This is a genomic window from Caulobacter vibrioides OR37, from assembly GCF_000372645.1.
Lineage (GTDB): Bacteria > Pseudomonadota > Alphaproteobacteria > Caulobacterales > Caulobacteraceae > Caulobacter > Caulobacter vibrioides_E.
The window spans coordinates 356366-369564 of sequence record NZ_APMP01000001.1 but is presented as its reverse complement, the minus strand read 5'-3'; the positions used below and the strand labels follow the sequence as shown (position 1 = coordinate 369564).

Genomic DNA, 13199 nt, shown 5'->3' with positions numbered 1-13199 from the left:
GTCACCATGTCGGTCTACGACTATTCGGCCAAGACGCTGGACGGCCAGGACGTGAGCCTGGCCGACTATCGCGGGCAAGTGCTGCTGATCGTGAACACCGCGAGCAAGTGCGGGTTCACGCCGCAGTACGAGGGCCTGGAGGCGCTCTACAAGGCCTACAAGGATCGTGGCTTCACGGTCCTGGCCTTTCCCTGCAACCAGTTCGGCGCTCAGGAGCCGGGAAACGCCGAGGAGATCGCGAACTTCTGCTCGCTGACCTACGACGTGACCTTCCCGGTGATGAGCAAGATCGACGTCAACGGCGCCGACGCCCATCCGCTCTACCGCTTCCTCAAGAAGGAACAGAAGGGCCTCTTGGGCACCGAGGCGATCAAGTGGAATTTCACCAAGTTCCTGATCGGCAAGGATGGCCAGGTCGTCGAGCGGTTCGCGCCGACCGTGAAGCCCGAGGACCTGAAGGTCGCGGTCGAGGCGCTGCTTTAGATTTCTCCCAGACCGGTTCGCGAACCGGTCGACCGGCGCGGCTCCGCTCCCCTGACCCGCGCCCAAGCTAGGGTAAGAACACCATGTCCACGGAATTCGATGTCGTCGTCATCGGCGCCGGTCCTGGCGGCTACGTGGCCGCGATCCGCGCCAGCCAGCTGGGCCTGAAGACGGCCATCGTCGAGCGTGAGAACCTGGGCGGCATCTGTTTGAACTGGGGCTGCATCCCGACCAAGGCCCTGCTGAAGTCCGGCGAGATCTACGAGCAGCTCTCGCACCTGTCCGGCTACGGCCTGTCGGTCGAAAAGGCCTCGTTCGACTTCACGAAGATCATCGAGCGCTCGCGCGGCGTCGCCAAGCAGATGTCGGGCGGCATCGCCTTCCTGATGAAGAAGCACAAGATCGAGGTCATCGAGGGCGAGGCCAAGCTCGAGAAGGGCAATCCGGCGCCGAAGCTGGTCATCGCCCTCAAGGCCGGCGGCAGCCGCACGGTCCAGGCCAAGAACGTGATCCTGGCCAGCGGCGCCCGCGCGCGCGAGATCCCGGCCATCGGCGCGGTCTCCGACGGCGACAAGATCTGGACGTATCGCGACGCCCTGGCGCCGAAGACCATGCCCAAGTCACTGGTCGTGATTGGCTCGGGCGCCATCGGCATCGAGTTCGCCAGCTTCTACCGCGCGCTGGGCGCCGAGGTGACCGTCGTCGAAGCCATCGACCGCATCATGCCGGTCGAGGACGAAGAGGTCTCCAAGGCCGCCCAGAAGGCGTTCGAGAAGCGCGGCATAAAGTTCCGCATCGGCGCCAAGGTCGGCAAGATCGAGAAGACCAAGGACGGTGTGGCCGTCACCGTCGAAGCTGGCGGCAAGATCGAGCAACTGACCGCCGAGAAGTGCATCGTCGCCGTTGGCATCGCGCCGAACAACGAGGGCCTGGAAGCGTTGGGCGTGAACCTGGATCGCGGTCATGTCGTCACCGACAAGCACTGCCGCACCAACGTCCCGGGCCTCTACGCCATCGGCGACATCGCCGGCGGTCCGTGGCTCGCCCACAAGGCCAGCCACGAGGGGATCCACGCCGCCGAGGCCATCGCGGGCTACAAGACCCCGAACGTTCACTCGCCGATCCCGGGCTGCACCTACGCCAACCCGCAGGTCGCCTCGGTGGGCTACACCGAGGCCGGCGCCAAGGCGGCGGGCATCGAGGTCAAGGCGGGCCGCTTCCCGTTCCGCGTCAACGGCAAGGCCGTGGCCGCGGGCGAGGTCGAGGGCTTCGTCAAGACGGTGTTCGACGCCAAGACCGGCGCCCTGATCGGTGCGCATATGATCGGCCACGAAGTGACCGAGATGATCCAGGGTTTCGTCACCGCGATCACGCTGGAAGCCACCGAGGAAGACCTGCACGGCATCGTCTACGCCCACCCGACCATGTCGGAGGCCATGCACGAAGCCGCTCTGGACGCCTACGGCCGCGTGCTGCACATCTAAGGCAGCTAGGGAGTCTGGATGGCGCGCAAGGCCGCCGCGACAACGGGTGAGAAGCCGAAGGCTCGGAAGGGATCGAAGACGACCCTTTCGGAGGCCAATCTGGCTGACCTGGGTCCCGAGCGCCTCGCCGCCATACTGCTCGACCTTTCCAGCGACAGCCACGTCAAGCGCGTGCTGCGGCTGGAGCTGTTCGCTGAGTCGAGCGCCGAGGGGCTGGCGCTTGAGATTTCAAAACGCCTCGCGACGATCGGCAAGTCTTCGTCGCGGATCCACTGGCGCAAGCGCGCCGCTTTCGCCAAGGACCTTGATCTGCACCGTCGGATGATCGAGCGGCTGGCGGCGGATGAGCCCACCGCCGCGCTCGATCTGATGCTGGATCTTCTGGATCTGGCGACGCCGACCTTGGACCGTCTCAGCCAGGCCGAAGGCCCCATCGGCGATGTCTTCCTCGCCGCCCGTGACAGCGTCGGCGCGATCGCCGCCAAGGCCATGCCGGATCCTATCGCGTTAGCGGACCGAACCGCGAGGCTTCTTCGCCGCGACGACTACGCCCAGTTCGGTCCGCTTGTGAACGCCCTGACGCCGGCGCTGGGCGCCAGGGGGCAGGCGTATCTACGCGAGACGCTGGAGAAGCTGCTCGCCGCGCGCTCGCCCCGCTCAACGCACCTCTTCGACGCCCAGGGCGCGATCTTCAAGGACGCCCTGCGCCGTCTGGCCGACGCCAGCGGCGATGTCGACGCCTTCGAGGCCACCTTCTCGCCGGAGCTTCGCCGCACGCCGCTGGTCTCCGCCGAGATCGCCCGGCGCTTGCTGGCGGCGGGCAGGGCGGAGGACGCCCTTGCCACCCTGCAAGCCGGCGCGCCCAGCGCGCAACGGGGACGCCACCAGAGCGCCGTCGAGGAGCGCGCGGCCTGGGAAGATGTCATGCTGGAGGCGCTCGACGCCACCGGGCACCACGACGAAGCCCAGAAGCGCCGCTGGGCGGATTTCGAGGCGACGCTATCGATCGCCCGCCTACGCGCCTATCTGAAAGGTTTGCCGGACTTCGACGACGTCGAGGCCGAGGACCAAGCCAAGGCGGTGGCTAAGCGCTTCCCGCGTTTCGATGCGGCGCTAGCCTTCCTGGTCTCCTGGCCCGATCTCCCGGCCGCCGCGCGGCTGGTGCTTTCCCGCTCCGGCGAGATCAACGGTTCGGACGACACCCTGATCGCCGAGGCCGCCCGCCGGCTGGAAGGGGGCCACCCCCTGGCCGCCACCCTGTTGCTGCGGGCCTCGATCCAGTACGTCCTGACCTACGGCGTCGCGACACGCTACGCAGAGGCCGCGCGCCAATTGCTAGAAGCGGAGTCGCTCGCGGCGATGATCGGCGACCACGGCGAGTATCCCGATCACGCGGCCTTTGTCGCGGACCTGCGCGCGCTGCATGGCCGCAAGCGGGGCTTCGTCGCCGAGCTTGAAGCCCTGGGAGCGACCTTTTAGGGGCGTTTGCGCACCTGGGCGTCCAGGCTCCATTCCCCGGGGCCTTGGAAGACCAGATAAAGGAAGACGAAGCAGAACAGGATCGCCGCTTCGCCGCCGTTCAGAGCCGGCCAGAAGCCCTTGCTCCCGTGCGCCAGGAAATAGGCGATCGCCATCTGGCCCGACAGGACGAACGCCACCGGTCGGGTGAACAGGCCGACCATGAGCAGGACGCCGCCGATAATCTCAAGCCAGGCCGCCACTAGCAGCAACGGCGGCAGCGGGTCCGGGGCGCCGGGTTGCGCGGCAGGGAAATGCAACAGTTTCATCAGCCCATGCTCCATGAAGAGCAGGGCGGTGATGATCCGCAACACGCTGAGGACGCGGGGCGACCATACGACAAGACGTTCCATTCCTTCCTCCGTTAGCGACGTTCGTTGAACGCTTGGAGGGCGGATTCGTCACGCCGCTCTGGTGTCGGTCTCGGCCATGCGCTGGATGGCGACATAGTCGGTCTTGCCGCTGCCGAGCACCGGCACTTCCTGCACTTTCAGAATCTTGCGCGGCACCGCCAGTTCCGGAGCGCCGATCGTCTGAGCGTGGGCGACCAGCGGGGCCACGTCGGCGTCGGGACGGTCGGTGACCAAGATCAGCTTCTCGCCTTTCTTCTTGTCGGGCATCGAAATGACGGCGTGTCGGCCATCGGGCCACACCGCCGACGCCAAGTCCTCCGCGGCGGTCAGAGAAACCATCTCGCCGCCGATCTTGGCGAACCGCTTCACGCGTCCCTTGATGGTGATCCACTGGTCGTCGGTCATCGTGATCACGTCGCCGGTGTCGTGCCAGCCGCCTTCCGGCGCGTCGACGCCGCCGTCCTCGCGCAGATAGCCGGACATGATGTTGGGGCCGCGAACGAAGAAGCGGCCGCCCTCGGCGATCCCCTCGACGGGCTCGATCCGCACTTCCTGACCGGGAAGAAGACCGCCCACGGTGCCTGGACGGTTGTCGAGAGGCTTGTTGACCGCGATGACCGGCGAAGCCTCGGTGGCGCCGTAGCCCTCCAGCACCGGAACGCCATTGAAGCGCTCGCGAAGCAGGGCGTGGGTCTCGTCGCGCACCTTCTCGGCGCCACAGACGATGAACTCCAGACCCGACAGCTCGTCGGTCTCGGCGGCGCGGGCGTACTGGTTCACGAACGTATCGGTGGCCAGCAGGATCGAGGCCTTGCTGTCCTTGATCAGCGGCGGAATCTGCTTGGTGTGAAGCGGCGAGGGATACTGGAACGCTTTCATGCCGGTCAGGATCGGCAGGATCACCCCGCCGGTGAGGCCGAAGCAGTGGAACACCGGCAACGGGTTGAACATCACCCAGTCGGGATTCAGCGCGATGTGCGCGGCCACCTGCATGGCGTTCTGGACCAGGTTCTCCTGACTCAGGACCACGCCGCGCGGCGCGCCGAAGCTGCCCGAGGTGAACAGCACGACACCGGGATCCGACGGCTTGGCGTGGGCGCGGAATCGGCGCGGAAAGAAGCCGGCGGCCGCGGCGAACAGCTTGTCCTTCAGGCCGATCGTGGCGCGCACGTCCTCCAGATAGGTCACTTCCGCCGTCTCGCCCACGGCGTCGACGATGTCGTGCAGCTTGCCGAGTTCGATGAACTTGTGGGCTGTCAGCACGCGCCTGACGCGGGCCAGCCGACAGGCGGCCTTGATGTTCCGCAAGCCCGCCGTGAAGTTCAGCATGGTCGGCACGCGGCCGAAGGCGTGCAGGGCGAAGAAGGTCACCACCGAGCCCGCGCCCGAGGGCAACAGAACGCCCACGTGCTCGCCCGGCTCGGTGATGGCCGCGATCTTGCGACCCAAGGCAAAGCTGGCGCGGATGAGGTCCGTATAGGTCAGGGGGTTGCGATCCTGGTCCTCCAGGATCGGCTTCTTGGCGCCATACTTGTCGCGAGCATCGATAAGGGCGTCGAACAGGGCCTTCTGGCCATTCCGCACGTCAAAAGCTACCGGCATCCCGGCGAAACCTCCCCGAAAAGCGACGGTTCGCTTTCGTTCGTTAAACGCCGAGACTGCCGGGGAAGGTCCGGTTTTGCAAGAAAGAGTCACAAAGCGTGAGGTTCAACCCTTGCGCCGGGACGTCTTGGCGTCGATGCGAGCGCGGGTGAAGCCGATGATCGCGGCCAGCCAGGGACCGCGAATGGCGTCCGATTCCATATGAAGATCGTGTCCCGCGCCGGCGAGGCGGGTCTCCTGGCAAGCGGGCAGCGCGATGCAAAGGCGGGTTTGGGGCGCCTCGGTGACAGCACGGTCGCGGCCGGCGTCAAGCATCAACACCGGAACGCCGACCTTGCGCGCGTCGCGAGCGGCGGCTTCGGACGCGTCGAAGAAGGCCGCGAACCAGCCGAGGCTGCGCCCGCCCATGCGCAGGTCGGGATTGGCCAGCATCCAGGCGTCTCGCACGCGGCCCCGTTCGGCGTCGTGGGTCAGGCCCAGCTGAAAACCGTCCGGGCCGTCGCGTCGCCAGCGGGGCTGATCGGGCGTTCTGATCCAGCCCAGTCGCAGGGCTCGCATGGCGGGCGTGAACCGGGCGAAGTCGGCGCGCGAGCGGGGCAAGGCGGTCAGGCCAAGGGCCGGCGAGGACAGGATCAGTCCGTCCATGGGAAGACCGGTCTCGGCCGCGCGCAAGGCGATCAGTCCGCCCTCCGAGTGGCCGAGAACGATCAAGGGGATATCGCCCTTGGGCCGGATCACCCCCTGGACCATCGCGCGAACCGCGCCGATATCGGGGTCGAAACTGTCGGCGTGCCCCAGATCGCGCCAAGGCGTGGCGCGTTCGGAGCCGCCCTGGCCCTGACGCTCAAGCGCCCAGACCGTGAAGCCCTGGCCGACCAGGTCGTCGATCGTCTCGAACCACGTCTCGGCGCTTTCGCCATAGCCGGTCAGGATCAGGATCGTCGCCTTCGGGGCCACGGGCGGCGCGGCCACGCCATAGCGTTGCGTGAGGCCTTCGCCGACGCGCAGAAAGCCCCACGCCCAGCCCTGCGGCGGATAGAAGCGAACCCCCAGCGCTGGCGGCGTTCGGGTGTCGGCGAAGGGCGCGCGCGAGGCTCCATCTCCGCAGGCGGAAACGGTCAGGGCGAGCGCGATGGCGAGAAGGCGGCGACGCATACCCGGCCACTCATTTCGCGCATCTCGACCTTAAGCAAGATCGAGCGCTTGATCCGGAGCGCAAGAAGACCGATTTAGGCGCCATGGCCACGGTGATCGACACCCTCAAGGCGCGCGGTCCGGAAGCCCGGACGGTGCGTCACCCGGAAAAGCAGAACCGCCCCGACACGCCGGTGCTCCGCAAGCCTGAATGGCTGCGCGTGCGAGCGCCCGGCTCGGGCCAGTACAACGAGACCAAGGGCATCGTGCGCGAGCACAAGCTGCACACGGTCTGCGAGGAGGCGGCCTGTCCGAACATCGGCGAGTGCTGGAGCCAGAAGCACGCGACCATGATGATCATGGGCGAGATCTGCACGCGCGCCTGCGCCTTCTGCAACGTCACCACCGGCCTGCCCACCCAGCTGGATCCCGATGAGCCGCGCCGCGTGGCCGAGGCCGTCGCCAAGATGGGCCTCAAGCACGTGGTCATCACCTCGGTGGACCGCGATGATCTGCTGGACGGCGGCGCCCGGCACTTCGCCGAGGTCGTCACCGCCATCCGCGCGGCCGCGCCTGGCACGACGATTGAGATCCTCACGCCGGATTTCCTGCGCAAGGACGGCGCTGAGACCGTGGTGATCGACTCCAAGCCGGATGTCTTCAACCACAATCTCGAGACCGTTCCGCGCCTCTATCTCAAGATCCGTCCCGGCGCCCGATACTACAACTCCCTGCGCCTGCTCGACCGTGTGAAGCAACGCGACCCCTCCCAGTTCACCAAGTCCGGCCTGATGGTCGGCCTTGGCGAGACCAAGGAAGAGGTCATGCAGGTCATGGACGACATGCGCTCGGCCGGCGTCGATTTCATCACCATCGGCCAATATCTGCAGCCGACCCGCAAGCACGCGGCCGTCGAGCGCTTCGTGACGCCGGAAGAGTTCCAGGCTTACGAAGCGATCGCCCGCGCCAAGGGCTTCCTGATGGTTTCGGCCAGCCCGCTGACCCGCTCGTCGCACCACGCCGGCGACGACTTCGCCAAGCTGCGGGCCGCCCGCCAGGCGCTCGACAGCCGCAAGGCCTAAAGGCTTGCACCGCCACGCCGTGACGCGCGCGCTGCCTTACGCGCCCGAGCAACTGTTCGACCTGGTCGGCGATGTCGAGGCCTATCCAAGGTTCGTGCCCTGGATCACCGGTATGCGCACCTGGAACGCCCGTGTCGATGGCGCGGTCAGCACGGTCGACGCCGAGGCCCAGGTCGGGTTTTCGTTCCTGCGCGAGAAATTCGCCACGCGCGTCCGTCGGGACCGCGACGCGCTGAGCATCGACGTCAGCCTGCTCTACGGCCCCTTCAAGGCGTTAGCGAACGGGTGGCGGTTCGTTCCGGACGGAGAGGCGACGCGCGTCGAGTTCGTCATCGACTTCGCGTTCAAGTCGCCGCTGCTGGACGCGATGCTCGCCGCCAATATCGACAAGGCGGCCAATAAGCTGATCGCCTGCTTCGAGGATCGGGCCAGGCAGATCTACGGTCTGAAGCCCTAATCCTTCTTCGCCACGGTTTCCTCGATCCGTTCCTGGAAGTCGCCGAGGTTGCCGAACAGGTTCTCGATCGCGAAGACCAGGCCAAACACGCGCGCGGCTTCGTCGAACCCCAGTTCTCGCGTTACGCCCTTTTGGCGCAGCCCTTCGACGCAGGTCTGAAAGGTCTGATGCGCCTGGGCGAAGGCGACGCGGTCCGGACGCGCGCCGCTGGCCAGCAGGGCGGCGGTGGCGCGCAGGAAGCGGGCGCTCGCCTCGAGCATGTCGGCGGCGGCCGGCGCGAGATCCGGCGCGGGCAAGGGCTGGCGCAGGGTTCTGCCGATCATCACCGTGTCGTTGCGCAAGCGCCAGAGCGTGCGGGGCAGGGCGTCCGACACGGATCGATCGCTAAGCCTTGTCGCGCTTTCGCGATCGGCTTCGGTCATGGCCGTCTGCAGCTTGCCGAGGGCGGCGCGCAGATCGTCTTGCGCCTTCAAAGGATCGGTCGGCTCGGGCTTTCCGCGCAGCGTCATGACGTAATCCTCCAGCAGGCGGGCCTGCAGGTCGGTGATCGTCTGGACGCCGGAGATCACCGAAGCGCCGGCTCGGGCGGGAAAGATCAGTAGGGTGGCGGCGACGCCGACGATGCTGCCCACGGTGATCTCCGCGATGCGGAACCCCGCCGCGACAAGGGGCGATAGATGCGTCGTCGTGTTGCCGATCAGCATGATCACCGCGGTTACGGGCGCCACCTTCAATGAAGGCCGCATCGAGACCACAAGCGAAAGCAGCGCCACGGTGGCGCAGAGGATCAGGCCGCCGAACTCGGGCCAACGGACGTGAAGATAGGCGGCGACCGCGCCGGCCAGAGCGCCGACAACCGTGCCCATGAAGCGTTCAATCGAGGCGGTGATGGTCGCGCCGAGACTGGACTGGACCACGATGACGGCGGTGAACACCGCCCAGTAGCCCTGGGGCAGGCGCAGCAGGGTGGCCAAGGCGAAGGCCGCGCCGACGGCGGCCGAGACGCGAATGGCATGGCGAATCTCTGTCTTGCGCGCGGCCGCGGCCTTCAACGCCCTCTGCGAGAGGTTGACGCCCGTGAAGCGTCGCCAGTCGCTGGGCTCGGTCTCCGGCATCAGGCGATGGCCTCGCGGAGCATTTCCAAGGCCGTGCGCACCGCCGCCAACTGCACCGCTTCGCGAGTCTCGCCGTCGAACCGTTCGTGGCGGTGGACGACCGAGCGGTTCGCGCGCGCCACGGCGAAGTGGACGGTGCCGACGGGCTTCATCGGCGTGCCGCCGCCCGGGCCGGCGATCCCGGTGATGGCCACGGCGACATGTCCATGGCTCTCGCGCAGGGCGCCTTCCGCCATCATCCGCGCCACCGGTTCGGACACCGCGCCGTGATCGGCGATCAGGTCGCCCGGCACGCCCAACATCTCGGACTTGGCCCGGTTGGTGTAGGTGACGAAGCCACGCTCGAAGATGTCGGACGCGCCAGAGATCGAGCAGATCGCGCCGGCGACCAAGCCCCCGGTGCAGCTCTCGGCGGCCACCACGCGTAATGACTTGCCGCGCGCCTCGTCGATCAACAGTCGGGCCAGGGTCTGGATTTCCAGGGGAAACATGCGGGCCTCCGAATTCTTGGCGCTAGCTTAGACGGTTCAGGCCGGCGTCTCGACGGCCACGACCGCCGAGGCGGCGAGGCCTTCGCCTCGGCCGGTGAAGCCCATCTTCTCGGTCGTGGTCGCCTTGACGCTGACGCGGTCGATCGGCAGCGCCAGGAGCTCGGCCAGTCGCTCGCGCATCGCCTGACGGTGCGGTTTGATCTTGGGGCGCTCGCAGATCAGCGTCACGTCAACATTGACGATCGCTCCGCCCTTGGCCGCGACCAGCTCGGCGGCGTGTTTCAGGAATTGGTCCGAGGCCGCGCCCTTCCACTTCGGATCGGTGGGCGGGAAGTGGTCGCCGATATCGCCTTCGCCGATCGCGCCCAGAAGGGCGTCGGTCAGGGCGTGTAGTCCCGCGTCGGCGTCCGAGTGGCCGATTAGGGTCTCGTCGTGCTTGATGGCCACCCCGCACAGCCAGACCTCTTCGCCCGGCCCCCAGCGGTGAGCGTCGAAGCCTTGGCCGACGCGGGTGACGCGCGCGGCGCCAGCGAGCCGTTCGGCCATGGCGAAATCCTCGGGATAGGTCAGTTTCATCAGAAGCGGATCGCCCGGCGCCAAGGCGACGCGACCGCCGGCCGCCTCCACCACCTGGGCGTCATCGGTGGGCTCCCCGTCGAACCAGGCCTCATAGGCGGCGATTAGCGTGTTACGGCGAGCAGCCTGGGGAGTCTGGGCGCGCCAGAGATGGTCGCGCGAGGTCGTCGTGGGATTTTGACCGGGCTCGGCGCGCTTCAGCGTGTCGGCGACCGGAAGAGCGGGCAGAACCGCGTCGGCGGTCTCCAGCCTGTTCAGCACGCCCTCGATCGTGGCGAGGGTGAGGAACGGCCGGGCGGCGTCATGAATCAGCACCGGCTCATCCTCGGGGCGATGGGCGAGGGCGGCGAGACCCGACCGCACCGAAAGCGCTCGAGTCGCGCCGCCGCGCGCGGGCTTCCATCCCGACAAGCCGCTCAGCACGTTTTCTAGAGCCTTTTCGCCGTCCTCGGTCGTGACGATCACGATCTCGGCGGCGCCGGCCGCCAGGAAGGCCTCAACGGACCAGCGCAGCACTGGCTTGCCCGCCACCACGCGCCATTGCTTGGCCATGCCTGGACCGGCGCGAGTTCCCGAGCCGGCGGCGACGATCACGGCGGAAAAGGTCATGGCGGCTGTTTAGTCCGGTCATCGCGCTTGTCCATAGCCCGCCCCGGGAGCGACCCGTGATCCTCCGGGACAGCGCGACATCACCCCATTGTCATAAACGGGTAGGTCCTTGCCGATGCGGGCTTTACTGCGCCGCACAATATGCCTAAAAAGAAAGCTTCGGGGATGATCGAAAAATGAGCAACAAGCTCGAGATTGGTGGTGTGGAGGTTCCTGGTCGGGTGTGGATCGCGCCCATGACCGGCGTCTCCGACCTGCCATTCAGAGAAACGGCCACGGCGCTTGGCGCGCCCTATGTGGCCACGGAAATGGTCGCCAGCGCGGAGTTCGCGAAGGGGCGCCCCGATGTCGTGCGCCGCGCGGCGGTCGGTGACGGGATGCCGCTGACGGTGATCCAACTGGTCGGCCGGGACATCGCCTTCATGGCGCAGGGCGCGCGCATGGCCCAGGACGCCGGCGCCGACATCGTCGATCTGAATTTCGGCTGCCCCGCCAAGGAAGTCGCCGCCGGCGCGGCCTGCGGCTCGGCCCTGATGCGCGAACCCGATCTGGCCGAAGCGCTGGTCGCCGCCGCCGTCGAGGCGGTCGACATCCCGGTGACCGTGAAGATGCGTCTGGGCTGGGACGAGGCCAGCCTCAACGCGCCCGAGATCGCCGCTCGGGCCGAGGCCGTGGGGGCCAAGGCGATTACGGTTCATGGTCGCACGCGCAACCAGTTCTACAAGGGCGTGGCCGACTGGAGCGCCGTGGCATCGGTCAAGAAGGCCGTGACGGTGCCCGTCCTGGTCAACGGCGATATCGTGGATGGGGACAGCGCCCGCCAAGCCCTCGACCAGTCCGGCGCCGATGGCGTGATGATCGGCCGAGGCGTCTATGGTCGGCCATGGATCGCGGGCGCCATCGAGGCCGCGCTCGAGGGGAGGGGCTTCGCCGAGCCCGGCGCCGAGGAGCGCTTGGCCATCGCGCTTACCCATTTCCGCCGCAGCCTGTCGTTCTACGGCGAGCGGCTGGGCCTGAAGATGTTCCGCAAGCACCTGGCCTCATACATCGAGGCCGCGCCCTGGCCGGAGACGGCGGAAGCGCGGCGGGCCGCTCGCGCGAGCCTGTGCCGACTTGAAGATCCCGCCGCCGTCGAGATCGCCCTGCGCGACCTGTGGCTGGCGGGTGGGAGGTTAGCCGCATGACCGACAGAGCCCGCGTTCTGGGCGGAGTCGCCCCGGAAACCCTGAAGGCGGCCGCCTTCGATCTCAGTCCCGAGCCGGCCCTGGTCGTGGACCGCGATGGCGGTCTCGTGGCGGTGAACGAGGCCGCGGAGGCGTTGTTCGGGCACGGCTTGTCGCTTCTGGCGCGCGGCCGTTTCCGCGCCGCCTTGCCGCCGGGTTCGGTGCTTGTCGCTCTGCTCGATCGCGCGATCTCGGAGGGGGCGCTGGTCCGTGAGCACGGGGTCGAGGTCAACCTGTTCGGCCAGCCGCCGTTCGAGGCCGACGGCGCCGCCGCGCCCCTGGGCGACGGCTCGGTGCTGCTGACCCTGCACGTCAAGGGCGTGCTGGGCGTCGATCGCGGCGCGGACGCCGCCGGCCTTCGCTCGGTCGTGGGCCTTGGCAAGATGCTGGCTCACGAGATCAAGAACCCGCTGGCGGGCATTCGCGGCGCGGCTCAGCTGCTGAAGACCGGCGCCAGCGCGGTCGACCAGCCCTTGGCCCAGCTGATCGTCGACGAGACCGACCGCATTCGCCGGCTGGTCGACCGCATGGAGGCCTTTTCCGACGAGGTCCCGACGCCACGCGAGCCGGTCAATATCCACCAGGTTCTGGACCGCGTCCGGGCCCTGGTCGCCAATGGCGTGGCCGACGGTCTGGCCTTGAAGGAAAGCTACGATCCCTCTCTGCCGCCGGTCTGGGGCGACGAAGACCACCTGATCCAGATCTTCCTGAACCTGACCAAGAACGCCGCCGAGGCCGCGCACATGCGCGGCGACGATCGCGGCCAGATCTCGATCCATACCGCTTGGCGTCCGGGCGTGCGAGTGCGCGGAGCCAACGGCAAGGCCGCCAGCGGCGCCCCGATCGAGGTCAAGGTGATCGACAATGGGCCCGGGGTGCCGCCGACCTTGCGCGACCACCTGTTCCAACCCTTCGTGACCACCAAGGCCAATGGCACCGGCCTTGGCCTGGCCCTGGTCACCAAGCTCGTCACCGCCCACGGCGGTCTGATCGACTTCGAGTCCGAGCCCGGCCGCACGGTTTTCCGCGTGCGCCTGCCGGTCGCCCCTGAAACCGCCGGAGACGCCTGAGC

Annotated in this window: 13 protein-coding genes; 7 read left to right on the top strand and 6 right to left on the bottom strand. The window is 67.7% G+C overall.

The genetic code is table 11. The features are described 5' to 3' along the window. The first annotated feature begins 6 nt into the window (after window positions 1–6). The 3 genes from OR37_RS01755 (at window position 7) to OR37_RS01745 (ending at window position 3446) form a co-directional block, all read left to right on the top strand. A complete protein-coding gene (locus tag OR37_RS01755) occupies window positions 7–483 on the top strand; it encodes a glutathione peroxidase (protein WP_004615424.1) in 477 nt (158 codons plus the stop codon). A gap of 83 nt (window positions 484–566) precedes the next feature. After that, the gene (gene lpdA / locus OR37_RS01750; RefSeq protein WP_004615423.1) at window positions 567–1967 is read left to right on the top strand and encodes a dihydrolipoyl dehydrogenase; all 1401 of its coding nucleotides are present in this window, start codon (window positions 567–569) and stop codon (window positions 1965–1967) included. A gap of 18 nt (window positions 1968–1985) precedes the next feature. Then, entirely contained in the window at window positions 1986–3446 is a 1461-nt protein-coding gene (locus OR37_RS01745) for a DUF6880 family protein (RefSeq protein WP_004615422.1), read from the top strand. On the opposite strand, the gene OR37_RS01740 is transcribed toward OR37_RS01745, so the two are convergent. From OR37_RS01740 to OR37_RS01730, 3 genes are all read right to left on the bottom strand, one after another. Next, window positions 3443–3838: a DoxX family protein gene (locus OR37_RS01740; protein ID WP_004615421.1), complete on the bottom strand. Its 396-nt coding sequence runs from the start codon at window positions 3836–3838 to the stop codon at window positions 3443–3445. The genes OR37_RS01745 and OR37_RS01740 overlap by 4 nt on opposite strands. 48 nt (window positions 3839–3886) lie before the next feature. After that, window positions 3887–5440: an AMP-binding protein gene (locus OR37_RS01735; RefSeq protein WP_004615420.1), complete on the bottom strand. Its 1554-nt coding sequence runs from the start codon at window positions 5438–5440 to the stop codon at window positions 3887–3889. 105 nt (window positions 5441–5545) lie between these two features. Then, entirely contained in the window at window positions 5546–6595 is a 1050-nt protein-coding gene (locus tag OR37_RS01730) for an alpha/beta fold hydrolase (RefSeq protein WP_004615419.1), read from the bottom strand. An 83-nt stretch (window positions 6596–6678) separates the two neighbouring features. Here OR37_RS01730 and lipA point away from each other — a divergent pair, with 83 nt between their 5' ends. After that, window positions 6679–7656 carry a lipoyl synthase gene (gene lipA / locus OR37_RS01725; protein ID WP_004615418.1) on the top strand — a complete coding sequence of 326 codons (978 nt, stop codon included), beginning with the start codon at window positions 6679–6681 and terminating at the stop codon, window positions 7654–7656. A 4-nt stretch (window positions 7657–7660) separates the two neighbouring features. Further along, window positions 7661–8113: a type II toxin-antitoxin system RatA family toxin gene (locus OR37_RS01720; RefSeq protein ID WP_004615417.1), complete on the top strand. Its 453-nt coding sequence runs from the start codon at window positions 7661–7663 to the stop codon at window positions 8111–8113. Here the strand turns inward: OR37_RS01720 and OR37_RS01715 are convergent. The 3 genes from OR37_RS01715 to OR37_RS01705 are packed head-to-tail and all read right to left on the bottom strand — an operon-like array spanning window position 8110 to window position 10904. Further along, window positions 8110–9228, bottom strand: a complete 1119-nt coding sequence (locus OR37_RS01715) for an FUSC family protein (protein WP_004615416.1) — start codon at window positions 9226–9228, stop codon at window positions 8110–8112. The genes OR37_RS01720 and OR37_RS01715 overlap by 4 nt on opposite strands. Then, a complete protein-coding gene (locus tag OR37_RS01710; RefSeq protein ID WP_004615415.1) occupies window positions 9228–9719 on the bottom strand; it encodes a CinA family protein in 492 nt (163 codons plus the stop codon). Before OR37_RS01710 ends, OR37_RS01715 begins: the two co-directional genes overlap by 1 nt. Window positions 9720–9755: 36 nt before the next feature. Further along, window positions 9756–10904 (bottom strand): bifunctional 2-C-methyl-D-erythritol 4-phosphate cytidylyltransferase/2-C-methyl-D-erythritol 2,4-cyclodiphosphate synthase, encoded by a 1149-nt coding sequence (locus OR37_RS01705; protein ID WP_004615414.1) that lies wholly within the window; start codon window positions 10902–10904, stop codon window positions 9756–9758. A gap of 176 nt (window positions 10905–11080) precedes the next feature. On the opposite strand from OR37_RS01705, the gene dusB reads away from it, so the two are divergent. Together dusB and OR37_RS01695 are read left to right on the top strand one after the other, a co-directional pair. Next, the gene (gene dusB, locus OR37_RS01700) at window positions 11081–12088 is read left to right on the top strand and encodes a tRNA dihydrouridine synthase DusB (protein ID WP_004615413.1); all 1008 of its coding nucleotides are present in this window, start codon (window positions 11081–11083) and stop codon (window positions 12086–12088) included. Continuing rightward, on the top strand, window positions 12085–13197 hold the full coding sequence (locus tag OR37_RS01695; protein ID WP_004615412.1) for a two-component system sensor histidine kinase NtrB: 1113 nt from the start codon (window positions 12085–12087) through the stop codon (window positions 13195–13197). The genes dusB and OR37_RS01695 overlap by 4 nt, the downstream gene beginning before the upstream one ends. The last annotated feature ends 2 nt before the right edge of the window (window positions 13198–13199 follow it).